Source organism: Nocardiopsis synnemataformans (genome assembly GCF_965343085.1).
Taxonomy (GTDB): domain Bacteria; phylum Actinomycetota; class Actinomycetes; order Streptosporangiales; family Streptosporangiaceae; genus Nocardiopsis; species Nocardiopsis alborubida.
In genome coordinates, this window is record NZ_CBDRFA010000025.1 from 69892 (window position 1) to 92332 (window position 22441).

The 22441-nt window shown below is 72.3% G+C and carries 21 protein-coding genes; 9 read left to right on the top strand and 12 right to left on the bottom strand.

The window, feature by feature from the left end; translation table 11 throughout:
• Positions 1–78 precede the first annotated feature (78 nt).
• The 3 genes from ACSIH6_RS16420 to recO are packed head-to-tail and all read right to left on the bottom strand — an operon-like array spanning position 79 to position 2425.
• Entirely contained in the window at positions 79–876 is a 798-nt protein-coding gene (locus tag ACSIH6_RS16420; RefSeq protein ID WP_435109163.1) for an SGNH/GDSL hydrolase family protein, read from the bottom strand.
• Positions 876–1697 carry an isoprenyl transferase gene (locus ACSIH6_RS16425; protein WP_435109164.1) on the bottom strand — a complete coding sequence of 274 codons (822 nt, stop codon included), beginning with the start codon at positions 1695–1697 and terminating at the stop codon, positions 876–878. The genes ACSIH6_RS16420 and ACSIH6_RS16425 overlap by 1 nt, the downstream gene beginning before the upstream one ends.
• Positions 1694–2425 (bottom strand): DNA repair protein RecO, encoded by a 732-nt coding sequence (gene recO / locus ACSIH6_RS16430; RefSeq protein WP_435109165.1) that lies wholly within the window; start codon positions 2423–2425, stop codon positions 1694–1696. Before recO ends, ACSIH6_RS16425 begins: the two co-directional genes overlap by 4 nt.
• Before the next feature lie 411 nt (positions 2426–2836).
• Between recO and ACSIH6_RS16435 the strand changes: the two genes are divergently transcribed.
• Positions 2837–3616 (top strand): CAP domain-containing protein, encoded by a 780-nt coding sequence (locus tag ACSIH6_RS16435; protein ID WP_435109166.1) that lies wholly within the window; start codon positions 2837–2839, stop codon positions 3614–3616.
• A gap of 429 nt (positions 3617–4045) precedes the next feature.
• Here the strand turns inward: ACSIH6_RS16435 and ACSIH6_RS16440 are convergent, their stop codons facing one another.
• Positions 4046–6235, bottom strand: coding sequence for a TerD family protein (locus ACSIH6_RS16440; RefSeq protein WP_435109167.1), 2190 nt, complete (start codon positions 6233–6235; stop codon positions 4046–4048).
• 194 nt (positions 6236–6429) lie between these two features.
• On the opposite strand from ACSIH6_RS16440, the gene ACSIH6_RS16445 reads away from it, so the two are divergent.
• On the top strand, positions 6430–7140 hold the full coding sequence (locus tag ACSIH6_RS16445) for a DUF2625 family protein (protein ID WP_435109168.1): 711 nt from the start codon (positions 6430–6432) through the stop codon (positions 7138–7140).
• A 73-nt stretch (positions 7141–7213) separates the two neighbouring features.
• On the opposite strand, the gene leuA is transcribed toward ACSIH6_RS16445, so the two are convergent.
• From leuA to relB, 4 genes are all read right to left on the bottom strand, one after another.
• Positions 7214–8914 (bottom strand): 2-isopropylmalate synthase, encoded by a 1701-nt coding sequence (leuA, locus tag ACSIH6_RS16450; RefSeq protein ID WP_435109169.1) that lies wholly within the window; start codon positions 8912–8914, stop codon positions 7214–7216.
• Between the two features lie 521 nt (positions 8915–9435).
• A complete protein-coding gene (locus ACSIH6_RS16455) occupies positions 9436–10497 on the bottom strand; it encodes an alkene reductase (protein WP_435109170.1) in 1062 nt (353 codons plus the stop codon).
• Between the two features lie 157 nt (positions 10498–10654).
• Entirely contained in the window at positions 10655–10927 is a 273-nt protein-coding gene (locus tag ACSIH6_RS16460; protein WP_435109171.1) for a type II toxin-antitoxin system RelE family toxin, read from the bottom strand.
• Positions 10911–11135: a type II toxin-antitoxin system RelB family antitoxin gene (gene relB, locus ACSIH6_RS16465; protein ID WP_435109172.1), complete on the bottom strand. Its 225-nt coding sequence runs from the start codon at positions 11133–11135 to the stop codon at positions 10911–10913. The genes ACSIH6_RS16460 and relB overlap by 17 nt, the downstream gene beginning before the upstream one ends.
• 80 nt (positions 11136–11215) lie before the next feature.
• Here relB and ACSIH6_RS16470 point away from each other — a divergent pair, with 80 nt between their 5' ends.
• Positions 11216–11383, top strand: coding sequence for a type II toxin-antitoxin system VapB family antitoxin (locus tag ACSIH6_RS16470; protein WP_435109173.1), 168 nt, complete (start codon positions 11216–11218; stop codon positions 11381–11383).
• 52 nt (positions 11384–11435) lie between these two features.
• Here ACSIH6_RS16470 and ACSIH6_RS16475 read toward each other — a convergent pair whose 3' ends face one another.
• The 4 genes from ACSIH6_RS16475 to ACSIH6_RS16490 all read right to left on the bottom strand — a co-directional run bounded on the left by ACSIH6_RS16475 (position 11436) and on the right by ACSIH6_RS16490 (position 15733).
• Entirely contained in the window at positions 11436–11786 is a 351-nt protein-coding gene (locus ACSIH6_RS16475; protein ID WP_435109174.1) for a hypothetical protein, read from the bottom strand.
• Between the two features lie 236 nt (positions 11787–12022).
• Positions 12023–13738, bottom strand: coding sequence for a glyoxylate carboligase (gene gcl / locus ACSIH6_RS16480; protein WP_435109175.1), 1716 nt, complete (start codon positions 13736–13738; stop codon positions 12023–12025).
• Positions 13739–13958: 220 nt separating this feature from the next.
• Positions 13959–14849, bottom strand: coding sequence for a 2-hydroxy-3-oxopropionate reductase (locus ACSIH6_RS16485; RefSeq protein WP_435109176.1), 891 nt, complete (start codon positions 14847–14849; stop codon positions 13959–13961).
• Positions 14850–14935: 86 nt separating this feature from the next.
• Positions 14936–15733, bottom strand: a complete 798-nt coding sequence (locus ACSIH6_RS16490) for a hydroxypyruvate isomerase family protein (protein WP_435109177.1) — start codon at positions 15731–15733, stop codon at positions 14936–14938.
• 409 nt (positions 15734–16142) lie between these two features.
• Between ACSIH6_RS16490 and uraD the strand changes: the two genes are divergently transcribed.
• From uraD to alc, 6 genes are all read left to right on the top strand, one after another.
• Positions 16143–16691, top strand: a complete 549-nt coding sequence (uraD, locus tag ACSIH6_RS16495) for a 2-oxo-4-hydroxy-4-carboxy-5-ureidoimidazoline decarboxylase (protein WP_435109178.1) — start codon at positions 16143–16145, stop codon at positions 16689–16691.
• A complete protein-coding gene (gene uraH, locus ACSIH6_RS16500) occupies positions 16688–17026 on the top strand; it encodes a hydroxyisourate hydrolase (protein WP_435109179.1) in 339 nt (112 codons plus the stop codon). Before uraD ends, uraH begins: the two co-directional genes overlap by 4 nt.
• Before the next feature lie 260 nt (positions 17027–17286).
• A complete protein-coding gene (gene pucL / locus ACSIH6_RS16505; RefSeq protein ID WP_435109189.1) occupies positions 17287–18183 on the top strand; it encodes a factor-independent urate hydroxylase in 897 nt (298 codons plus the stop codon).
• Between the two features lie 429 nt (positions 18184–18612).
• Positions 18613–20118: a nucleobase:cation symporter-2 family protein gene (locus ACSIH6_RS16510; RefSeq protein WP_435109180.1), complete on the top strand. Its 1506-nt coding sequence runs from the start codon at positions 18613–18615 to the stop codon at positions 20116–20118.
• 109 nt (positions 20119–20227) lie between these two features.
• A complete protein-coding gene (locus ACSIH6_RS16515; protein ID WP_435109181.1) occupies positions 20228–21154 on the top strand; it encodes a LysR family transcriptional regulator in 927 nt (308 codons plus the stop codon).
• Positions 21155–21243: 89 nt separating this feature from the next.
• Positions 21244–22371, top strand: coding sequence for an allantoicase (gene alc / locus ACSIH6_RS16520; RefSeq protein ID WP_435109182.1), 1128 nt, complete (start codon positions 21244–21246; stop codon positions 22369–22371).
• Positions 22372–22441: the final 70 nt, after the last annotated feature.

Consider the following 22441-nt stretch of genomic DNA (forward strand, 5'->3'; position numbering starts at 1 on the left):
CTCCGCGGCAGGGTTACGCGACAGTAGGTTGATCCTTTCCGGCGTTTTGGGAGCCACCTCACACCGGGGCGGCGGCGGTCAGCGGTCCTTGGTGATCCGGGTCAGCTCCGGGCGCTTGGCCGTGACCGCGTCGCCGGAGGAGCGCCCCGTCAGGCGGCGGCCGATCCACGGGCCGAGCGACTCCCTGACCCAGGTCAGGTCCTCCCGGCGCGCACGGGCCCAGCCGACCGGTTCGCTGTCCGGCCACGGCTCGTCCCAGCGCTCCGCCACCGGCACGCCCAGCACCTCGGCCACGCGCAGCGCGAGTCGGCGGTGCCCCTCGGGGGACATGTGCAGCCGGTCCTCGTCCCAGGCGCGGGAGTCGGTGAGCACCCTCATCGGCCACTGGTCCACCAGGAGGCAGCCGTGTTTGTCGGCGACGGCGCGCACGTGCATGTAGTAGCGCGCGAACAGGCCGATGGTGCCGCGCATGTAGCCCGTGGTGACGTTGACTCCGGTGAAGAGCACGACCTGGCTCCCCGCGGCGCGCAGGCGGCCCACCGTGTGGTCCAGGATCCGGGCCATCCGCTCGGGGTCCCCTCCCGGGCGCAGCAGGTCGTTGCCGCCCGCGCTCAGGGTGACCAGGTCCGGGGCCATCGCCAGGGCGGGCGGGATCTGGTCGGTGACGATCTGGCGCATGAGCTTGCCGCGCACCGCCAGGTTCGCGTACACGATCTCGCCCTGGTCGTCGGCCAGGTGCTCGGCCAGCCGGTCGGCCCAGCCGCGGAAGCCCGCGCCCGGTTCCGGGTAGGGGTCGCCCACGCCCTCGGTGAAGCTGTCGCCCACCGAGACGAGCGACATGCCCGGCCTGAGCAGCGGAACGTCCGAACCTGCCATCACTTCTTCTCCTCCGACGTGGGGTTGGGCACGGCACCGCCGTAGCGGCGGTCCCGGCTCGCGTAGATCTCACAGGCCCGCCACAGGTCGCGGCGGTCGAAGTCGGGCCAGAGCGTGTCCAGGAAGACGAACTCGGCGTAGGCGGACTGCCAGAGGAGGAAGTTGGACGTGCGCTGCTCGCCGGAGGAGCGCACGAACAGGTCCACGGGCGGCACGTCGGGAGCGTAGAGGTGCTGGGCGAGGGTGTCCTCGGTGATCTTGTCCGGGGAGATCAGTCCCGCCGCCGCCCTGCGGGCCAGCTCGCGCGCGGCGTCGACGATCTCGGCCTGGCCGCCGTAGTTCACGCAGAACTGGAGGGTGAGCGCGGTGTTGTCCTTGGTCATCTCCTCCGCGTCCTGGAGTTCGCGGATGACGCTCTTCCACAGCCGCCCCGCGCGCCCGGCCCACCTGATGCGGACCCCGCGCGCGTGCATCTCGTCGCGGCGCCTGCGGATGGTGTCGCGGTTGAAGCCCATGAGGAAGCGCACCTCGTCGGGCGAGCGCTTCCAGTTCTCGGTGGAGAAGGCGTAGGCGGACAGGTTGGCCACACCCATCTCCAGGGCGCCCTCGATCACGTCGAAGAGCGAGGACTCACCGGCCTTGTGCCCCTCGGTGCGCGCCAGACCGCGCTCCTTGGCCCAGCGGCCGTTGCCGTCCATGACCACGGCCACGTGCCGGGGCACCAGCTGGGCGGGGAGCTCGGGGGGACGCGCGCCGCTGGGGTGCGGGACGGGCGCGGTGTACTCCCGCCGCTTACCGGTGTCGAAGCTGAACAGACTCAAGAACGCTCCACATGGCGCAGTGATCGGATTCCGTTTTCCAGGTGCCACTGTAGGTAGGCCGCGACCAGCCCGCTGCACTCGGAGCGCTGCCTGTCCTCGCTGGCGTCCGCGCTCTCCCAGTCCCCTCCGAGCAGGGCCGACATCAGCCGGAGCGTGTCCGGGGACGGGTGCACGGAGCCGTGAGGACGGCACACCGTGCAGACCATACCTCCGGCGTGGACCGCGAACGCGCGGTGCTCCCCCCGGCTGCCGCAGCGGGCGCACTCGGCCAGCGAGGGCGCGTACCCGGCGACGGCGAGCGAGCGCAGCAGGTAGGCGTCCAGAACCAGCCGGGAGTCGTGGCTTCCCTCACCCAGGGTACGCAGTGCGCCGATGAGCAGGAGGAACTGGCGCAGCGCCGGGTCCTTCTCGACCGCGACGACCTTCTCCGCGGTCTCCAGCATCGCGGTGGCGGCGGTGTAGCGGGAGTAGTCGGACACGACCGCCTTCCCGTAGGCGCGCACGGTCTCGGCCTGGGTGATGACGTCCAGCGTGCGGCCCGCGTGCAGCTGGAGGTCGACGTGGGTGCACGGCTCCAGGCGGGCCCCGAAGCGGGACCTGGTCCGGCGCACCCCCTTGCCGACGGCGCGGACCAGGCCGGTGCGCCGGGTCAGGAGGGTGATGATGCGGTCGGCCTCGCCCAGCTTCTGGTTGCGCAGGACGACACCCTCGTCGCGGTAGAGACTCACCCCCCCATTGTCGCGGATACCACGGACCGTCCACGCGGACGGTGGAGCACAGAACCCCTCTATGACCAGCTTTATTACAGTTTGGTTTCCCTTTTTGCGACATTTGCTCTACTCTCACGCGCTAGGCGCTCCGCGTCGGGCCAGCCGCACCTCCCCCGCGGCACTCCCGGAGCAGCCGCGCGCATCCCGCGCGCTCCCCGACACGGGTCCACCCGAGGCCCGCGGGGCACGAGCGAGGACCGGCCGGAGCGCGGACTCCGCGCGAACGACGTCCCGTCGCGCCCGTGCCCCGACGTCCCACTTCCCGAGGAGGGCCCTATGGCGCGTGGTCGCCGAGGCAGGCGCAGGAAGAGCGCCGACCGACACCGCCGTGCCGGGCGCGGACGGCGCTCGATACCGCTCGCGGTACCCATGGCAGCGGTCCCCGTCGGCCTGGCCATGGCGGGCGCGCTGCTGTTCACCGGCGCGGACTCCGGCCTCAACCCCTTCCAGAACACGGCGGACGGCCAGGCGCGGGAGGGAGGGGTCGGTACCGCGGTCACCGACGACTCGCTCGTGCCCGAGGCCTCCGAGGACGCCGACTTCTTCGCCTCGCCCACCGCGACGCCGGAGCGGGAGCCGACGCCCTCCGGGGACGGCGGCGAGCCGCAGAGCGCGCAGGCCTCCTCCGTGCCCGAGGACGGCGAGGACGAGGACACCGGCGGCGGCAGTGGCGGCTCGGGGTCCGGCGGCGGAGGCTCCGGCGGCGGCGGTGGCGGTGGCGGTGGCGGTGACAGCGGCGGCAACGACGGTGACGACGGCAACAGTGGTTTCGACGCCCCCTCCGGCGGGGTCTCCGAGCAGGTCGTGACCCTGGTCAACGCCGAGCGCGCGGACGCCGGGTGCGGCCCGCTGCGGGTGGACCCGCGACTGGCCGCCGCCGCCCAGGAGCACAGCGAGGACATGGACCGGCGCGACTACATGAGCCACGAGAGCCCCGAGGGCGAGGGTCCCGGGGACCGGGCCGACCGCCACGGCTACGACGCCTGGGGCGCGGAGAACGTCGCCAAGGGGCAGACCAGCCCCCAGCAGGTGATGGACGCCTGGATGAACAGCGACGGGCACCGCAGGAACATCCTCAACTGCGACCTGGTCGCGATCGGTGTCGGCGAGTCCGGCAACGCCTGGACCCAGATGTTCGGCTGGGAGTAGTCCCGAGCACACGTCGGGCCGCCCTCCCCGGGGGGAGGGCGGCCCGACGTGTGCGAGGAGAGCGCGGCGGCTGGGTTCTGTGGTGGAGAAGGAAGCCGCCGCTGTGCCTCGCCGGTGAGGGGAGCCCGGGGACTCGATGGAAAAAGGGTGCCTCGCGGCGGGGAGAAGGAAGCCCCCGGAAGGTGCCTCGCCGTACCGGGCGGAGAGCGCGGAGACTGCGTACCGTGTGAAAAGGGATTCGAACCCTGAGAAGGAAGCCTCCGCTGTGCCGCCCAGGGACGAGGCTAGCGTGCCCCTCCCCGGACGTCACGCGGTTTTCCGGGCGGAGAGCGCCGGAGCTGGGCACCGGCGGTGCGGCGGTACCGCCCGCTCACGGTGCTCCCGGGAGAAGGAAGCCCCGGCAGGTGCCGCCCGGAGGCGATCCTACGGTCACACCGCCTCGGGGTCGGGCAGCAGGGAGGGCAAGTCCGCCAGCGCGGTCACCCCGACCCCCTCGGGCAGCCCCTCCGGGCGCTCCAGCCCCAGGTAGGCCACCCGGCGCCCGGCGACCTCCTCGGCGGTGGGCGGCTCGCGGTACTCCCGCACCTCGGCGCCCGCGTCCGCCATCAGGTCCACCAGGTGCCGGACCGTGAGGTAGCGGCGCTCCACCACGGCGCGGGCCATCAGCCGGGCGGACGCCCCCGTCTCCTCGACCCGGTTGAAGTGCTGGCGCCCCCGCAGGAACAGGTGCGTCCAGCGCGCGCTCCAGCGGCCGCCGCTCCCCCGGCTGAACACCAGCGGGACCAGGACCCGGGACTCGCCCTCCAGGTCCGAGCGCACGCGCACGGTACGCGGCTCGAAGGGCATGCCGCCCTGTTCGCCGTCCAGGGTCATGTACCCGAAGAAGGCCTCCGGCAGGAAGGTGAACCGGTCGCCCTCGTAGACGAGCACCTGCGGCACCACGTGCCGCACCCGCTCGTCCAGCGCGGACAGGTCCAGGTCGATCATCTCGGTGGCGCCGCCCGGCGCGGGCGCCGCCACCAGGTCGCCGGAGTGGGTGGCCGCATCCTGCCTGAGGTTGGTCCAGGACACCTGGCCGACCGGGGCGAAGTCCTGGTCGAGCAGTTCCATCGACAGGTCCAGGTCGGTCTCCCGGGACTCCGTCTGCGTCCAGTGCACGAAGAACCGCAGCCGGTCCCCATCGACCTCGGTACGACTGCCGCGCGGCAGCACGCCCATGCCCTTGGCGGCGTCCCTGCCCGAACGCGGCACGGCCACCGAGAGCACGGCGGGGTCCACCAGGAGCAGGTCGTGGACCGGCAGGCGCCGGGCGATCAGGCCGTCCAGCGCCTCCAGCACGGCGGCGGTGTCGGCCCGGGGCAGCGGCGGACGGGTGTCGGTGGCCGTGTGCCCGCGCGCGGACTGGTTGGCGAACAGGCGCACCAGCCCGGGGGCGTCCCGGTTGGCGAGCTGTTCGCGCGCGGAGACCAGCACCCGGCCGGAGACGCGGTCGCCGACCTCGCGCAGGCGCGCGGCCAGCGGCTCCCCGGTACCGGCGCCGCCCGTCGCCAGGATCCGGTCCAGGGTGCGCACCAGCATGCCCGGCGCGGTGGCCAGCAGGTCCGCGGCGGCGGTCACGTCGCCGTCCAGGAAGGCCGCCTCCACTCGGGCGTCGAAGGTGCGCACACGGCGGTCGCCGCGCGCCACCGCGAACACCTCGCGGGCGTGCTCCCACGCCGGGTACTCGTGCGGGTGCAGCCCCTCCCCCAGCCGCTTCCACGCCTCGGTGTGGCGGCCCACGTCGGCGAGCTTGCCGGGGTTGTCGGCGATCACCGCGTCCAGGGCGGCGAGCAGCGCGTGCCGCTCGCGGCGGCGGAAGGAGCGCAGGCGCGCGGGCCGGGCCAGGGTGGGGTCGCCGTCCGAGAGGGCCTGGGCCAGGCGCAGCACGTCGGTGGCGGTGTCCGCGCGCGGGGCGTGTCCGGCCCGCACGCGGGCGGCGTTGACCACGGCGCGGTTCTCCCGCACGGGGATGACCTGCGGCGGTTCCCCGTCGGCGCACTCGTCGGCGAGCACGGCCAGGAGCGCCAGGTCGTCCTCGCCGAGCGGGACCGGGCTGCCCGCCAGGTCCGCGTACAGCGCGCGGGTCTCCTCGGCCAGGGACGCGCCCAGGTGGAGCGGGGTGAGCCGGTCCTTGGCCCCGGGGACGAACGCGTCGCGGGCGGCGGCGAGTTCGGCGTAGGCGTGCTGGTAGCGGCCGTAGGAGGGCAGGTCGAGTAGGTTGATCCGCCCCTCCGGGAGCGCCAGGTGGACCGGGCCGGCCGGATCGCCGATCGCCTTGGCCAGGCATTCCGCCCAGAACTCGACGGTGTCGGGGACGTTGTCGGGGAAGTCGCGGAAGTAGACGTTGTGCTCGGCGGCGGCGCCGACGAGCCGCCGGACCGCGTCCAGGAGGGGTCCGGCCTCGCGCAGCACGGCCTCGGGGGCGAGTCCTTCGAGGCGGGAGCGCAGTTCGCCGGTGAGTGTGAAGCCCACGGACAGCAGCGCGGCGTCGAGCCGCCGGGTCGCGGCGCCGCCGTCTCCGGGCGCGCCGGAGGGCTCGGGGACGCGCAGGGTTCGCTGGAGGATCTCGCCGTACACCATGCACGGCATCGTGGCATTCCCCCGACCGCCGCCGCCACGGCTTTTATCCGCTCCGTCCCTCCGTGCGCGGGTCGCGCCCGCGCGTACCGCCGCCCGCGCGGCCCCGCCCCCGAAGGCCTCTGCGAACGCGTCGGCGCCGACCGGTAGTGTGGACCGCCGTCGCGACCCCTCGCGGCCCGACGGGAGGTGGCCCTGTGCGCGAGCTGAGTGAACTGGTCGAGGTGGACGAACCCGCCTGGCCGCTGCTGTCCGAACGCGTGGAGCGGGGCGGGGCCTCGGTGCGCGCCCTGCCCGTGGACCCCGAACGCGGCCGCACGTGCCTGCACCGCCTCCAGGTGACCGCACGGTCCTTCCTGGGCGCGATGGCGCTGGAGTCCGGCGGCCTGCTCCTGGACGGCGGGTGGCTGCGCGTGCACGGCGGCGGCGGGGCGGAGCTGCCCGGACTGGGCGAGGTCAACGACCTGAGCGCCGCTGTGGTGTACGGCCCGCCGCCGCGGCTGGTGGTCGCCCACGACGTGCTGGGCGGGGTGTTCGCCCTCAACGGGCCCGCGGCGGAGGGCGGGGACCACCCCGGCAGGCCCGGGGAGATGGTCTACTTCGCGCCCGACTCCCTGGAGTGGGAGCCGCTGGAGACGGCCTACTCCGGCTGGATGCTGTGGCTGCTGGAGGGCCGTCTGGAGGACTTCTACCGCGCCCTGCGCTGGCCGGGCTGGCGCGAGGAGGCCGAGGCGCTGGACCTGGCGCAGGGGCTGTCGCTGTACCCCTTCCCCTGGACGGCCGAGGCGCGCGAGGACATGGCCGCGACCTCACGCAGGCCGCTCGCGCTGGGCGAGCTGACCGGCGCGCACCGGGAGTCGTGCGCCGCCCTCGGGCTGCCCGACCCCGGGCCGTTCGGCCTGTTCTGAGGTGCCGGGAGACGGGCCGGGGCCGCGACCCGCCGGCCGCGGCCCCGGATGCCCGCCCGTGGGCGTGTACGCGTCAGACGCGCGCGATGGCGCTGCACAGCGCCTTGAGCGAGGCCGTGGTGATGCTGCTGTGGATACCCACGCCCCACACCACGCGGCCGTCGATCTCGGCCTCCACATAGGCGGCGGCGCGGGCGTCGCCGTCCCCGCCCATGGAGTGCTCCACGTAGTCCATGACGCGGACCTTGACGTCGACGTCGGTCAGGGCGTCGCAGAACGCGGAGATGGGGCCGTTGCCGGTGCCGGTCAGCTCGCGGATCTCGCCGTTGACCCGGGCGTCGGCCTCGATCCGGTAGGTGCCGTCGCTGTCGGTGGTGGAGCGGTGCGCCAGCACCGCGACCGGGCCGCCCTCGGCCAGGTAGGTCCGGGAGAAGATCTCCCAGATGCGCCCGGCGGCGAACTCGCCGCCCTCGGCGTCGGTGAACTTCTGGATCACCTGGGAGAACTCGATCTGGAGGCGGCGCGGCAGGTCCAGCGAGTGGTCGCGCTGCATGATGTAGGAGACGCCGCCCTTGCCGGACTGGCTGTTGACCCGGATGACGGCCTCGTAGTTGCGGCCCACGTCCTTGGGGTCGATCGGCAGGTAGGGCACGTCCCAGACGTACTCCTCCACCGGGGTCCCGTCCGCGTCGGCGGCCTCCTGCTGGGCGGTGAAGCCCTTCTTGATGGCGTCCTGGTGGGAGCCGGAGAAGGCGGTGTAGACCAGGTCGCCGCCGTAGGGGTGACGCGGGGCGACCGGCAGCTGGGTGCAGTGCTCGACGGTGCGGCGGATCTCGTCGATGTCGGAGAAGTCGATCCTGGGGTCCACGCCCTGGCTGAACAGGTTCATGCCCAGGGTGACCAGGCAGACGTTGCCGGTGCGCTCACCGTGCCCGAACAGGCAGCCCTCGACGCGGTCGGCCCCGGCCATGACGGCCAGCTCGGCCGAGGCCACGCCGGTGCCGCGGTCGTTGTGCGGGTGCACCGAGACGACCACGTGCTCGCGCCGGGACAGGCTGCGGCTCATCCACTCGATCTGGTCGGCGTAGACGTTGGGCGTGGAGCGCTCGACGGTCGCGGGCAGGTTGAGGATGATCTCGCGGCCCGGGCCGGGCTGCCAGACGTCCATGACGGCCTCGCAGACCTCCAGGGCGAAGTCCAGCTCGGTGTCGACGAAGATCTCGGGAGAGTACTCGTAGCCGAAGTACTCGGTCTCGCCCAGGTACTGCTCGGCGAAGCGCATGACGTGCCGGGTGCCCTGGACGGCGATGTCCTTGCAGGCCTCGCGGTCCACGCGGAAGACGACGCGGCGGAAGGTGGGCGCGGTGGCGTTGTACAGGTGCACGGTGGCGCGCCTGGCCCCGACCAGGCTCTGCACGGTGCGCTCGATGAGGTCCTCACGGGCCTGGGTCAGCACCGAGATCTGCACGTCGTCGGGGATCGCGTCCCCCTCGATCAGGGACCGGACGAAGTCGAAGTCGGTCTGGCTGGCGGAGGGGAAGCCGACCTCGATCTCCTTGTAGCCCATCCGCACCAGCAGCTCGAACATCTCGCGCTTGCGGGCGGGGTCCATCGGCTCGATCAGCGCCTGGTTGCCGTCGCGCAGGTCCGTGGACAGCCAGCGCGGGGCCTCGGTGATGCTCTTCGAGGGCCAGGTGCGGTCGGGCAGGTCCACCGGCGCGAAGGGCTTGTAGCGGTGGAAGGGCATGGGGCTGGGCTTTTGCTGCGGCACCATCTCGGTGGCTCCTCGGGTGGATCTGGCGCTTGGTCATGGTCGACCAGGACAAGCCGAGGTCCCGCGGCGAGGGAGCCGACCTTTTAACGACCCCCGCCGCGGCCGCTAAGGAGAAGCAGCTCGCGCAGCATAACGGTCCTCACGCTAGCAGACGGCTCCGCGGAACTGGTACCCGGTGTCCGCATGCTGGGACGCGCGTCACATGACCTGGAGGTCCGTCTCACGGAGGGCGCGCACGGCGGGATCCGCCCCACTACCGGTACCTCGATTTCAAGAGACCGGCGGGGGGTCTGTAACATTTTCGGTGAACCCTTCAGTGCTAGGGGGGTTGTTCCAGATCCCGTCGACGGGGCCCAGGGTGCGGCCAACACCCGAGGCCGCCACCGGCAGCGCGGTCACCGCGCACCGGCGGCCGGGCCGGTCCCGTCGACGGGGTTTCGCGTTCCCGCCCCCGCCGAAGCGGTGGCGCTCCTGCGCGGAGGCGTTACCGCTTCGGCGGCCCGGCTCATCGGCGGTCGGGCTCAGGCGTCCAGGGCCGGGTAGTCGGTGTAGCCACGGTGGTCGCCGCCGTAGTAGGTGGCCCGGTCCGGGACGGCGACGGGACCGCCGGTCCTGATCCTGGCCGGCAGGTCGGGGTTGGCGATCCAGGCCGCGGCCATCGCCACGGCGTCCGCCCGCTCCTCGGCCAGGGCCGCGGTGGCGGGTCCGGTGTCGGTGCCGGAGGCGGGATTGAGGACGAAGATCCCGGGCCACTCCTTGCGCAGCGCCTCGGTGTACTCGGCCGAGGCCGACTCCGTCAGGTGCAGGTAGGCCAGCCCGGGACGGCCGCGCAGCCCGTCGAGGAGCGCGAGGTACTGCTCCAGGGGGTCGCTCTGGCTGATGCCGTTGAGGGTGCTGGCCGGGGAGATACGCAGGCCGGTGCGGTCGGCGCCGACAGCTTCGGTGACCGCGTCCACGGCCTCCAGGGCGAAGCGGGCGCGGTTGGCGGCGCTGCCGCCGTACCCGTCGGTGCGCCGGTTGCTGCCGTCGGAGAGGAACTGCTCGATGAGGTAGCTGTTGCCGCCGTGCAGCTCCACCCCGTCGAAGCCGGCGGCGATCGCGTTGCGCGCGGCCGTGGCGTGGTCGGCGAGGGTCTGGTCGATGTCGGCAGCGGTCATCTCCCGCGGCACGGGGTGCGCGAGCTTCTGCCCGCCGTCGTACATGGACGAGCCCGAGGCGATGGGAGAGGGGCCGAGGGGCAGGCCGCCGTCGGGGTAGAGGCTGGGGTGGCCGACCCGGCCCGCGTGCATGAGCTGGGCGAAGATGTGCCCGCCGCGTTCGTGTACGGCGTCGGTGACGCGCCTCCAGGCCTGGACCTGCTCGTCGCTGTGCAGCCCCGGGGTGTCGGTGTAGCCCTGGCCGCGAACGCTGGGCTGGATGCCCTCGGTGATGACCAGCCCGGCCGAGGCGCGCTGGGCGTAGTACTCGACGGCGAGGTCGCCCGGCACGCCCCCGCGGGAGCGCGAGCGCGTCATCGGGGCCATGAACAGGCGGTTGGGCAGGTGCAGGCGGCCGATCCGGACGGGATCGAACAGGTCGCTCATGGCGGGCTCCGTGGTGTGCGGGTCGGGAGGGGTCATGCCCTCGGGAACGCACTCACGTTAGGAGGATCCACCGCGGGGCCGTCGACCGGGTACGCCCTCCGGCAGGCCGCGTACGCGCGCCGCCGCCCCGGGCCGGGTGGACACGTCACCGCCGGACTCAGTCCCGGTACACCTGGCTGCGATGGGCGTTGTGCACCACGAGAACGACGAGGAGTCCGTCCCGGGTGTCGGCGACCACGCGGCAGTCGCCGACACGGTAACGCCACAGGTCACCGAGGCGACTGCCCTTCAACGCCTCACCGAGGCAACGCGGGTCGTCCGCGTCCTCCACACGGTCCTTCAGGAACCGGAGGATTCTCCGCACCACCTGGGGGTCCAGTTTGCGCAGCTCACGACGTGCATCGTCGTGGATCTCAACTTTCCACGTCATGCTCGCCCATTACTTCTGAGAGCGGTGTCGTACCGCTGCGCCCCGCCCTGAGGTCCTCCAGCCTGCGTTCGGCCAGGTAGACCTCCTCCAACTCGTCCAGGTGGGCGACGATCGCCTCCCGGGCGTAGAAGCTCTTCGACCTGCCGGTCTCCTTCGCGAGGGCTTCGAGTCTGTCCTCGATCTCCGCCGGAAGTCTCAGTGCCAGCATGACGCACCTCCCTGGTTGCTATACAAGTATAGCGACCAGGAATCAGCACGGACCAGAGTCGCGCACCCCGAGGAGCGGCCATGAGCAGAACGTGGATCGACATCGACGACGCGCTTCTGGAGCGTGCGACGGAACTGCTGGGCACCACAACGCCCGAGGAGCCGGTGAACACCGCATTGCGCAAGGTCGTGGAGTGGAGCCGCACCGTTCCCCACCGGGGAGAGGACGGCTCAGGCGCCGAGGGCTGACGCCGGCGGTCGGGGTTCCGGCCCCGGACGGCGCGCCCGGGGCCGGAACCGGTCAGAACTCCCCTTGGCAGGCCTGCTGGACCTTGCCCTGGCCGAAGGACTCCACGTAGGTCTCGTCCGGGGCCAGCTCCAGGTAGCCGTCCGTCTGGGCCCCGTAGATCAGCACCGGGTCGGTGCCGTTCCACTTGAACTGCAACTGGCAGTCCTCCGTGGCCTCGTAGGTGGCCCACCAGAACCCTTCGGTGTCCGGCGCGGTGATCCTGAGTTCGTCACCGGGCAGACCACTCTCCACCAGGAGTTCCTGGAACTCCTCCTCGGACCCGTTCTGGGAGGAGCAGGCGGAGGAGGCGAGCGCGACGGCCGCGACGGCGGCCGCAGAGAGGAAACGCGCGTGGGGGGACATGCTTTTCCAACTTCCGAGAGTGCCGACGACGGCTCCGTTGCGTTATCCCGCTCCCTGGCACGGCGGGTCCGTCGTCAAGGTGACTCCACGTTTGCGCAGGTGCGGACCTGAGAAAACGCACGTCGCGACACACTCCGGACACAACCCTGTAACGACGGGTTCATATGTGCCTGGTGCTACCAGTGTGCCCCGTTTGGTCCGCTGTGGCAGGCGTTCCGCACGGGGCACACCCGCCGTCAGGCCCCCGGAGCCGGCTCGAACTCCCGGACCGCGTCGATCGCGGACCCGTGCGGCGTGTTGGCCTCGCGCTCGATCATGATCTCCACGAGCACCGGCCGCGACGTGGCCTGGGCCTGCTTGCGTGCCCACTCCAGGGACTCGCGGATCTCCCCGGGATCCACGACGCGGCGCCCGGAGCACCCGTAGGCCTCCATGAGCTTGACGTTGTCGGTGCCGTACTCGTCGTAGTGGATGTCCACCTGGTAGTTCATGTCGAACGGGATCGAGGCCTGGCGGATCAGGCCCAGGTACTCGTTGTTGAGCATGATGATGACGTAGGGCACGTCGTACTGGGCGGCGACGGCCAGTTCCTCGACCATGTACTGGAACCCGTAGTCGCCGACGATCCCGACGACCTCCGCGTCCGGCTCGGTGTCCTTGAGCGCCTTCTTCACGCCGATGGCGGCGGGGATCTCCCAGCCGAGCGGGCCCGCCTGGCCGCAGATCTGGTAGTGGCGCGGCTTGTACGCCTTCTGGTGCTGGCCTCCCCAGATCTGGTAGAGGCCGATCGCGGTGACGAAGTAGGTGTCCTCGCCGAAGACCTCGTTGATCTCCTTGTAGACGCGCGGCGCCTTGACCGGGACCGTGTCGAAGTCCTCTCGGCGGGTCAGGGTGGCCTTGAGCTCGGCGACCCGGTCGATCCAGGGCCGCACCTGGGCCGTGGCCCCGCGGGCACGGGCGGCGGCGAGCATCTCGCGCAGGAACAGCCCCGCGTCGGAGACCACGCCCAGGTCGGGCTCGAAGACCCGGCCGATCTGGGTGGCCTCGATGTCGACGTGGATGAACCTGCGCTCGCCCCGGTAGACGTCGATCTGCCCGGTGTGACGGTCGGCGAAGCGCGCGCCCACGGCCAGGACCAGGTCCGACTCCAGGAAGGAGGCGTTGCCGTAGCGCTGGGAGGTCTGCACGCCGGTCATGCCCGAGTACAGGGGCGAGTCCTCGTCGAAGGAGCCCTTGCCCATGAGGGTGACCTGCACCGGAACCTGGAGGTGCTCGGCGAGCGCGCGCAGGTCGTCGGAGGCCTCGGCGGTGATCACGCCGCCTCCGGCCAGGATCAGGGGGCGCTCGGCCTCCAGCAGCATGTCCAGCGCGCGCTCCACCCGGGGCGGGTGCGGCTCGACGGTGTTGACCTTCAGCGGGGCGTCGATGGCGGGGTCGTAGTCGATCAGCTGCTGGGCGACGTCCACCGGGATGTCCACCAGGACGGGGCCGGGGCGTCCCTCCCGCGCGATCCGGAACGCCTCGCGGAAGATCCAGGGCGCGGTGGCGGCCTCCTTGACCTGGACGGCCCACTTGGTGACGGGCTTGGCGATCTCGACGATGTCGACCGCCTGGAAGCCCTCCTTGTCCAGCAGGTCGGTGCGCTGCTGGCCGGTGATGCACACGATCGGGACCGAGTCCGCGATGGCCGTGTACAGGCCGGTGATCATGTTGGTCCCGGCGGGACCGGAGGTGCCGATGGCCACGCCGACCCTGCCGGTGGTCCGGGACCAGCCGTCGGCCATGTGGGTGGCGCCCTCCTCGTGGCGGACGGTCAGGTGCTCGATACCGCCGACCTGTTCCATCGCCTTGTAGAGGGGCAGGATGGCCGCGCCGGGGCAGCCGAAGGCCGTGTCGACGCCCTCGTCCTTGAGGACCTCCACGACCGCGTTCATCGCGGGCATCTGTGGCATGGGAAGCGAACCCTTCAGTGCTGGGGATGCTGGTGGCTGTGTGGTGGTGATGCTGTGTGGTGGTGGCGCTGTGCGCTGAGTGCTAGGGGTGATACCGGGGTGCTGCTGAGGTACGGGCGGGCACGGACGGCGCGCGGGCCGTGGTCCCCCGGTGCGGCCAACACCGGGGACGGACGGCGCGGGGCCGGGCGCGGGCCCTGTGGTCCGGAGTGCCGGTCCGCTACCGGTCGGAGCGGTCGGAGAGCTGCTCGACGATCTTCAGCAGCGCGGAGTGGTCGAGGCCGCCGTGCCCCTGGTGCTTGAGCGCGCCGACGTACTGCGCGACCTGCGAGCCCAGCGGGATCGCGACCCCGGCGGCGCGCGCGGAGTCGGTGACGATGCGCATGTCCTTGTCGTGCAGGGCGATCCGGAAGCCCGGGGTGAAGTCGCGCGCGCGCATGGCCGCGCCCTTGCGCTGGAGCACGGTGCTGCCCGCGAGCCCGCCGCCCAGGACCTCCAGGCCGGACTCGGTGTCCACCCCGTGCGCCTCCAGGAAGACCAGGGCCTCGGCCAGGAGCTGGATGTTGCCCGCGACGATGAGCTGGTTGGCGGCCTTGACCGTCTGGCCGGAGCCGCTCGGGCCGACCAGGACCGGGGTGGTGCCCAGGACGTCGAAGAGCGGCCGGGCCGCCTCGAAGTCCTCCGCGGCGCCGCCGACCATGATGGAGAGCTTGGCCTCGACCGCGCCCGCCTCGCCGCCGCTGACGGGGGCGTCCAGGACGCGCAGGCCGCGCTCGGCCCCGGCCTCGGCCACCGAGCGGGACACGTCCGGGCGGATGGTGCTCATGTCGATGACCAGGGTGCCGGGCTTGACGCTCTCGAAGACGCCGCCCTGGCCGAGCATGAGCTCCTCCACGTCCGGGGAGTCCGGGACCATGGTGATGACGGCGTCGGCGTCGGCGACGGCCCCGGCGACGCTGCCGCCGCGCAGGCCGCCCTCGGCGACCAGCGCGTCGACGCGCTCGGGGGTGAGGTTGTGGCCGGTCACGGTGTACCCGGCGCGGACGAGGTTGACGGCCATGGGCAGGCCCATGATCCCCAGGCCGATGAAGGCGATCTTCTTGACGGGCACGACGGCCCCCTTCGTAACTGGTGGTGCGTGGCTGGTGCTGTGTGACTGGTGCTGTGTGACTGTCGGTTGGGCGCGCGGCTGGGGAATCAGTTGAGCCAGCCGAAGCTCTGGGCGCTGGGCACGGTCGGCTTGTACTCCAGGCCGACGAGTCCCCGGTAGCCCCCGGTCTGGGCGGCCGTGAGGAGTTCCCCGATGGGCAGCCGTCCGGTGCCGGGCTCGCCGCGCCCGGGGGTGTCGGCGATCTGGATGTGTCCGAACTCGGCGGCGTGGTCGCGGACCGCGGCGGCGAAGTCGTCGCCGTTGACGGCGAGGTGGTACAGGTCCGCTAGGAGGGCGACGTTGTCCGCGCCCGCCTTCCTGGCCCGGGCGACGAAGGCGAGCCCGTCCGCGGCGGTGGTCAGGGGGTAGCTCTCGGCCCCGCTGATGGGCTCGATGAGGACGGTGCCGCCGACCGCGGCCACGGCCTCGGCCGCCGCGACGGTGTTCTCCAGGGCGGTCCGGTCCTGTTCGTCGGGGTCGACCCCCGGCTGGCGCAGGCCGTAGAGGGCGTTGAAGCCCGTGGCGCCGGTGCGCTCGGCGATGCGCACCACGACGTCGATGTTGGCGCGGAACTCGGCGCTGCGCGAGGGGTGCGAGAGCACGCCCCGGTCGGGGCCGGGCAGCTGGCCCGCGAAGAAGTTGAGGCCGCTGAGGCGGACCCCCGCCCTGTCGAGGGCGGAGACGAAGGCGTCGATCTCGTCCTGCGGCGGGGTCGGGCTCTCGAACGGCCACCAGAACTCGACGGCGTCGAAGCCCGCCTCCCGCGCCGCCCGGGGGCGGTCGTTGAGGGGGAGCTCGGTGAACAGCAGCGAGCAGTTCACCGTGTACCCCAGGGTGTGGCTCATACCTTGCCTCCAGCATCTACTTCCACAATGTGGAAAGTAGTTTTCGCTTTAAGGAATTATTGAAGTGTGTGCCGGGACACCCCCGCTTGTCAACCACTCCGAATCCCGCCCCCTCTACGCACCAGGCGCCACTCCAGCCACTCCAGCTCCATGAACCCCACGAATCCCGTCACGAACCCTGAGTGACGGCGAGAAGGTCGGATCTTCTTTGTGCTCGGGCACAGATCGGGTTATTTTTCGCAGATCTCCCCTTGCGAGTGTTGACAAGGTCACACTCGCATCAACTAGAGTCCCTCCAATCCGTAATACGGAATTAGGTATCTGCACTACGAAAATTCTTGGCGGGAACCGCGGTACGCCGTCCCACGGACGGGAGACCTGGGGGTCGCGCCGAGTCACGGGAGACCACATGAGCACCCCGGAGGAGCCGGAGAGCGGGCCCGACCCCGGTCTGGCACGTCTGAACGCGCTGCCCGCACAGGAGCTGCGCGCAGCGCTCGCGCGGTGCCTGGACGTGGACCGCTGGGTCGCGGCCGTCGCGTCCGAGGCGCCCTTCTCCGACCGCGCGGCCCTGTTGGCCTCTGCCGACGGGCACGCGCGCGCGGTCACCGCCGACGAGGTCGCCTCCGCGCTGGCCCGCCACCCCCGCATCGGGGAGAAGGCCGAGGGCACCGACACCGAGGCCGCCTGGTCGCGCGGGGAGCAGTCCGCCTTCGCCTCCGACACCGACGACGCCTCCGTGCGCGTCCAGCGGATCTTCGCCCACGCCCAGCGCGAGTACGAGGACAGATTCGGGCAGATCTACCTCGTCTGCGCGAGCGGGCGCTCCAGCCGCGAACTCCTCGCGGACCTGGTCGCACGACTGTCCAATGACCGCGACACCGAACTGGCCGTGGTCGGCGGGGAGCTGCGGCGGATCGCCGGACTCCGCCTCGTCAAACTCCTGGAGGACGCATGAGCCACGTCACCACCCACGTCCTGGACGCCGCCCTGGGCCGACCCGCCCGCGGCGTGCCCGTGCGGCTGGAGGCCGCCGACGGCCCAGGGGCCTGGCGGACGGTCGCCGAGGGGCGCACCGACGACGACGGGCGCGTGCCCGACCTGGGCCCCGACCGGCTCCCCGCGGGCTTCCACCGGGTCGTCTTCGACACCGCCGCCTACTTCGGGGCGACCGGCCAGCGCGGCTTCTACCCCGAGGTCTCCATCGTGTTCGACCTCGCCGACGAGGACGCCCACTACCACGTCCCGCTGCTGCTGAGCCCGTTCGCCTACTCGACCTACCGGGGCTCCTAGGGCATGTCCGGCGGACGCACACCCTGACCAGGCGGGCGCCCCGCGCCCTCCCCCTGGACACCACCCACACAGACCACCGCGGCGGCACGGCCGACCGGGAAGGGAGCGGCGGGCAGGAGATCCTCGCCGGCCAGAGCAAGCCTGAATCTTCGAGTGCGCGACAGGTCCTTCCGCACGACCACAGCGGTCCTCCCTCGTAGCACTGCGCCACGGCGCGAACGATGACGACTTCACGCATCACACGGATGGAGTTCACCCTGATGGGCATCCGACTCGGAGACAACCAGTACGGCAAGGCCGAGGTCCGCCTCGTCCACGTCAACCGCGACACCGACGTCCACCGGATCAAGGACGTCAACGTCACCTCCCAGCTGCGCGGAGAGCTGGAGACGGTGCACACCCACGGCGACAACAGCACCTGCCTGCCGACCGACACCCAGAAGAACACCGTCTACGCCAAGGCCCGCGAGTGGGGCGGCGTCGGCGCCGTCGAGGACTTCGCCCTGCGCCTGGCCCGCCACTTCGTGGACGAGCACGAGTACGTGCACGGGGCCCGCCAGGAGGTGCAGGAGTACTCCTGGGAGCGGATCGAGACCTCCTCCGGGCCGCACGACCACGCGTTCTCGCGCAGGGGCGCCGAGACCCGCACCACCGTCGTCACCAAGACGGGCGAGCGGGAGTGGGTGGTCTCGGGCTTCGAGGGCCTGTCCGTGCTCAAGTCCACCGGCTCGGAGTTCCACGGCTTCCCCAGGACCAAGTACACGACGCTGCCCGAGACCACCGACCGGATCCTGGCCACCGACGTCACCGCCCGCTGGCGCTACGTCGGCGTGGAGCACGACTTCGACAAGGCCTACTCCTCGGTCCGCGCCCTGTGCCTGGAGGCCTTCGCCCGGACACACAGCCTGGCGCTGCAACAGACCCTCTACGAGATGGGCAAGGCCGTCCTGGAGGCGCACCCGGAGATCGCCGAGATCCGCTTCTCCATGCCCAACAACCACCACTTCCTGGTGGACCTGTCCCCGTTCGGCCTGGACAACCCGAACGAGGTCTTCTTCGCCGCCGACCGCCCCTACGGCAAGATCGAGGCCACCGTGGAGCGCGACGACGCCCCCGAGCCCGGCGACGCCTGGAAGACCGTCCCCGGCTTCGTCTAGAAGGCGCCCTCCCCGGGACGCCATCGCCCACCGCCCCTCCCGTCCCCGGGCGGCCCGCGGCCGTCCCGTGTCCGGACTCCCCGAGGGCGCCAGCCCCCGGCGTCCGGACGGCACCTCCTGACGAAGCCCTGTCCCACCCCCGTGTCCGGGCGCTCCCCAGTGAGCGCTCCGGCAGTGCCCCGCAGGCGGGACCGCCCTCTCCTCGCGGTCCCGTCCGCGGCCCCGGCGCCCCGCCGGGCGCGCGCACCGACACTCCCGTGACCCGCGCGCACAGCCGTGCCACGGGCCCTGGCCCGCCGCGGCGGGCCCTCCCCCGGCTCCGGCGTCCCCTGACGGGAGCGTCGGGCCGGTGCGACACCACCGGGCCCCGTGCCCGAGAGTTCGGCCCCCTCCGGGGTGGCCGCCGATCGCAAAGGCTGGAAACTGGCCATGTCGAACAGTCCGTCCGCGAAGGACTCGGCCACAACGAACGCCGCCTCCTCCCGTCCCGAGGACGAGAAGCTGCCCGCGCGGCTGCTCCTGGTCTACGGGCTCCAGCACATCCTGACCATGTACGCCGGCGCGGTGGCGCCGGCCCTCGTCATCGGCGCCGCCGCCGGGCTCGCGAACGACCCTGCCGCCATGGGCATCCTCGTCAGCGGCGCGCTCCTCGTGGCGGGGTTCGCCACACTCATGCAGACCGTGGGCCACCGGCGCGTCGGCGCGCAGATGCCGATCGTGGTGGCCTGTTCCTTCGTCCCCGTCAGCGCCATCACCTCCCTGGCCGCGGGGCAGGACGGCGAGAACCTGCCCGTGGCCTTCGGCGCCTCCCTGGCCGCCGGGGTCTTCGCCCTGGCGCTGACGCCGTTCTTCGGGCAGCTGATCCGCTTCTTCCCCCCGATCGTCACGGGCACCATCATCACCGTCATCGGTGTCAGCCTCATGCCGGTGGCGGCGCGGTGGATCATGGACGGCGGCGTCCGCACCCTGGAGGACGGCTCCGCGGTCCCGGCCGCGCCCCTGGCCAACCTCGGGCTGGCCGGGCTCACCCTCGGGGTGATCGTGCTCGGATCCCGGGTCCTTCCCGGTATCTGGGGGCGGCTGTCCATCCTCCTGGGACTGCTCGTGGGCACCCTGGTCGCCGTCCCCCTGGGCATGGCCGACTTCAGCCGGGTGGGCGAGGCCGACATCGTGTTCGACCCGACCTCGGTGTTCTACTTCGGCGCGCCCCGGTTCGAGGTCGCCGCGGTCGTCACCATGTGCGTCATCATGCTCGTGGTCCTGACCGAGGGGGCCTCGCACATCATCGCGGTCGGTGAGATCACCGGCTCGAAGGTGGACGCCAAGCGCATCTCGGCGGGTCTGCGCGCCGACGTGAGCGGCTCGCTCATCGGACCGATCTTCAGCGCCACCCCCACCAGCTCCTTCGCGCAGAACATCGGCCTGCTGGCCCTGACCAAGGTACGCAGCCGCTACGTGGTGGCCACCGGCGCGGGCATCCTCGTCGCGCTGGGGATGTTCCCGGTGCTGGGCGGCGCCATGGCGGCCATCCCCACGCCCGTGCTCGGCGGCGCGGGCCTGGTCCTGTTCGGCAGCGTGGCCGCCAGCGGCGTCAAGACCCTGGCCAAGGTCGACTTCACCAACAACCTCAACCTGGTGCTGGTGGCCGCCTCCGTGGGCGTGGCGGTCATCCCGCTGGCCTACCCGACCTTCTACGCGTTCCTGCCCGAGTCGGTGGAGCTGGTCGCGCACTCGGGCATCATCGGCGCGGCCGTCGTCGCGATCGTGCTCAACGTGTGCTTCAACGTGATCGGCCGCGGGCGCTCCGCCGCCCCGGCCGAGATCGACGCCGAGGAGATCGGCAGCGCCGGTCCCGGGGAGGCCAAGTACACCGACCAGGCCCGGGAGGCCTACCGCGACGGGGGCTCCGAGCCCCTGGACAAACCCCGGGCGTGATCCGTCGCCGGGGCGGGGGCCGCGCCTCCCGCCCCAGGGCCGGTGTCCGCGGGATCCCCGCGGGCACCGGCGCTGCCGTTCAGGGCTGCTGAATGGTATTCCTGACAGGGTGACCGACTGGGATCTTCGCAAACTCCGCGTCCTGCGCGCCCTGGAGGAGTTCGGGACCGTCCGGGCCACGGCGGAGGCCCTGTGCATGACCCCCTCCGCCGTCTCCCAGCAGCTGTCCTCCCTCTCCCAGCAGGTGGGGGTCGCCCTGCTGGAGGCGCACGGGCGGCGGGTCCGCCTCACCGACGCGGCGCACGCCCTGCTGCGCCACACCGACATCGTCCTGGCCCAGCTGGAGCGGGCCGAGGCCGAGCTGGAGGGATTCGCCCGGGGCGAGGCCGGGCACGTGCGCGTGGGCGCCTTCGCCACCGCCATCCCCAGCCTCGTGGTGCCCGCGCTGGGCGCCCTGCGGCGCGCCTACCCCGGCCTGACCACGCGGGTGCACCAGGCCGAGGCGGCCGAGGTCTACGACCTGTTGTCGGCGGGCGAGATCGACGTCGGCCTGTCCCTGGCCGCCCAGGCCCCCACCGGCCACGACGGCCGCTACGACCGGCGCGGGCTGCTCACCGACCCCCTGGACGCGGCCCTGCCCGTCCACCACCGCCTGGCCGGCGCCCGCGCCCTGCGCCTGCGCGACCTGGCCGAGGAGCCGTGGATCTACGGGGCGTCGGGCCCCTGGCGCGACATCACCGTCGCCTCGTGCGCCCAGGCGGGGTTCGTCCCCGGGCAGGCGCACGTGGCCTCCGACTGGAGGGCCATCCTGGACATGGTGGCGGCGGGCATGGGCGTCGCGCTGATCCCCCGGCTGGCCGCCGCGGACGACACCCCCGGGGTCAGCCTGCGGGTGCTGCGCTCCGACCAGCCGCGCCGCCACGTGGTCTCCGCCGTGCGCTCCGGGGCGGGCGGGCGCCCCCAGGTCGCGGCGGTGCTGCGCGCCCTGACCGACACCGCCGCGGACCTGGGCGGCCCCTCTGTTCAGTTCAGCTGAACAGAGTGATCAGAAACTTTCGCTGGAAGTAATCGTTTTCTCTTGGGACTCTGGACATGTCCGACACGTCCACTTTTCTCAGGAGCAACATGAGCGGGGCCCAGCCCACCGACCCACGTGCCTACAACGCCCGCCCCTACGCGGGCGGCGACCCCTACGCCGACTACCGGGGCACCGACCTCGACTTCTCGGCCCTGGTCGACCTGGCCGACCGGCGCCTGGGCGCCGGTGTCGTGGCGGCCAACGACGAGTTCTTCGCCCAGCGCGAGAACCTGCTGCTGCCCGAACCGGCCGTGTTCGACCCGCACGCCTTCGGACACAAGGGCAAGGTGATGGACGGCTGGGAGACCCGTAGGCGCCGCGGCGTGAGCGGAGACCAGCCCCACCCCGCGGCCGACGACCACGACTGGGCCCTGGTCCGCCTCGGCCTGCCCGGCCTGGTCCGCGGCGTGGTGGTGGACACCGCGCACTTCCGCGGCAACCACCCCCGCGAGGTCAGTGTCGAGGCCGTCCACCTGGAGGGCACCCCCACCACCGACGAGCTGCTCAAGGCGGAGTGGACCGAGATCGTCCCCCGCGCCTTCGTGTACGGGCACGCCGCCAACGGGTTCGAGGTGGACGCCGGGCGCCGGTGGACCCACCTACGCCTCAGGCAGTTCCCCGACGGCGGCGTCGCCCGCCTGCGCGTGTACGGCGAACCCGTGCCCGACCCCGACTGGCTGACCGCCCTCGGCGGCTTCGACGTGGCCGCCCTGGTCAACGGCGGCATGGTCGAGGACGCCTCGGACCGCTTCTACTCCTCACCGGACAACATCATCGCCCCCGGCCGCTCACAGAAGATGGACGACGGCTGGGAGAACCGGCGCCGCCGCGACACCGAGCACGACTGGGTGCGCTTCCGCCTCACCGCCCAGGCCACGGTCCGCGCCCTGGAGCTGGACACCGCCTACCTCAAGGGCAACGCCGCGGGCTGGGTGGCGGTGCTGGGACGCGACGCGCACTCCGACGCCCCGGACGCATGGTTCGAGATCGTCCCCCGCACCCGTCTGGAGCCCGACAGCGCCCACCGCTTCGTCCTGGACACCTCGGTCACCGCCACCCACGTGCGCACCGACGTGTTCCCCGACGGCGGCATCGCCCGCCTCAACGTCTTCGGCTCCCTGACCGACGCCGGCGCCGCCGGACTCCGCGACCGCTGGAGCGCGCTGCGGGGCTGACCCCCGCGCCCGCGCGGCCCGCACCAGCCGCGCGGGCCGCTGGGCGGACAACGATCGGGACGACAACCGG

What these genes read in the sequence shown, in the direction of transcription:
- ACSIH6_RS16420 (WP_435109163.1), bottom strand. Translation starts at nt 876, where the DNA reads ATGGCAGGTTCGGACGTTCCGCTGCTCAGGCCGGGCATGTCGCTCGTC.
- ACSIH6_RS16435 (WP_435109166.1), top strand. Translation starts at nt 2,837, where the DNA reads ATGGCAGCGGTCCCCGTCGGCCTGGCCATGGCGGGCGCGCTGCTGTTC.
- ACSIH6_RS16440 (WP_435109167.1), bottom strand. Translation starts at nt 6,235, where the DNA reads ATGGTGTACGGCGAGATCCTCCAGCGAACCCTGCGCGTCCCCGAGCCC.
- leuA (WP_435109169.1), bottom strand. Translation starts at nt 8,914, where the DNA reads ATGGTGCCGCAGCAAAAGCCCAGCCCCATGCCCTTCCACCGCTACAAG.
- ACSIH6_RS16455 (WP_435109170.1), bottom strand. Translation starts at nt 10,497, where the DNA reads ATGAGCGACCTGTTCGATCCCGTCCGGATCGGCCGCCTGCACCTGCCC.
- ACSIH6_RS16460 (WP_435109171.1), bottom strand. Translation starts at nt 10,927, where the DNA reads ATGACGTGGAAAGTTGAGATCCACGACGATGCACGTCGTGAGCTGCGC.
- relB (WP_435109172.1), bottom strand. Translation starts at nt 11,135, where the DNA reads ATGCTGGCACTGAGACTTCCGGCGGAGATCGAGGACAGACTCGAAGCC.
- ACSIH6_RS16470 (WP_435109173.1), top strand. Translation starts at nt 11,216, where the DNA reads ATGAGCAGAACGTGGATCGACATCGACGACGCGCTTCTGGAGCGTGCG.
- ACSIH6_RS16475 (WP_435109174.1), bottom strand. Translation starts at nt 11,786, where the DNA reads ATGTCCCCCCACGCGCGTTTCCTCTCTGCGGCCGCCGTCGCGGCCGTC.
- gcl (WP_435109175.1), bottom strand. Translation starts at nt 13,738, where the DNA reads ATGCCACAGATGCCCGCGATGAACGCGGTCGTGGAGGTCCTCAAGGAC.
- ACSIH6_RS16490 (WP_435109177.1), bottom strand. Translation starts at nt 15,733, where the DNA reads ATGAGCCACACCCTGGGGTACACGGTGAACTGCTCGCTGCTGTTCACC.
- uraD (WP_435109178.1), top strand. Translation starts at nt 16,143, where the DNA reads ATGAGCACCCCGGAGGAGCCGGAGAGCGGGCCCGACCCCGGTCTGGCA.
- uraH (WP_435109179.1), top strand. Translation starts at nt 16,688, where the DNA reads ATGAGCCACGTCACCACCCACGTCCTGGACGCCGCCCTGGGCCGACCC.
- pucL (WP_435109189.1), top strand. Translation starts at nt 17,287, where the DNA reads ATGGGCATCCGACTCGGAGACAACCAGTACGGCAAGGCCGAGGTCCGC.
- ACSIH6_RS16510 (WP_435109180.1), top strand. Translation starts at nt 18,613, where the DNA reads ATGTCGAACAGTCCGTCCGCGAAGGACTCGGCCACAACGAACGCCGCC.
- alc (WP_435109182.1), top strand. Translation starts at nt 21,244, where the DNA reads ATGAGCGGGGCCCAGCCCACCGACCCACGTGCCTACAACGCCCGCCCC.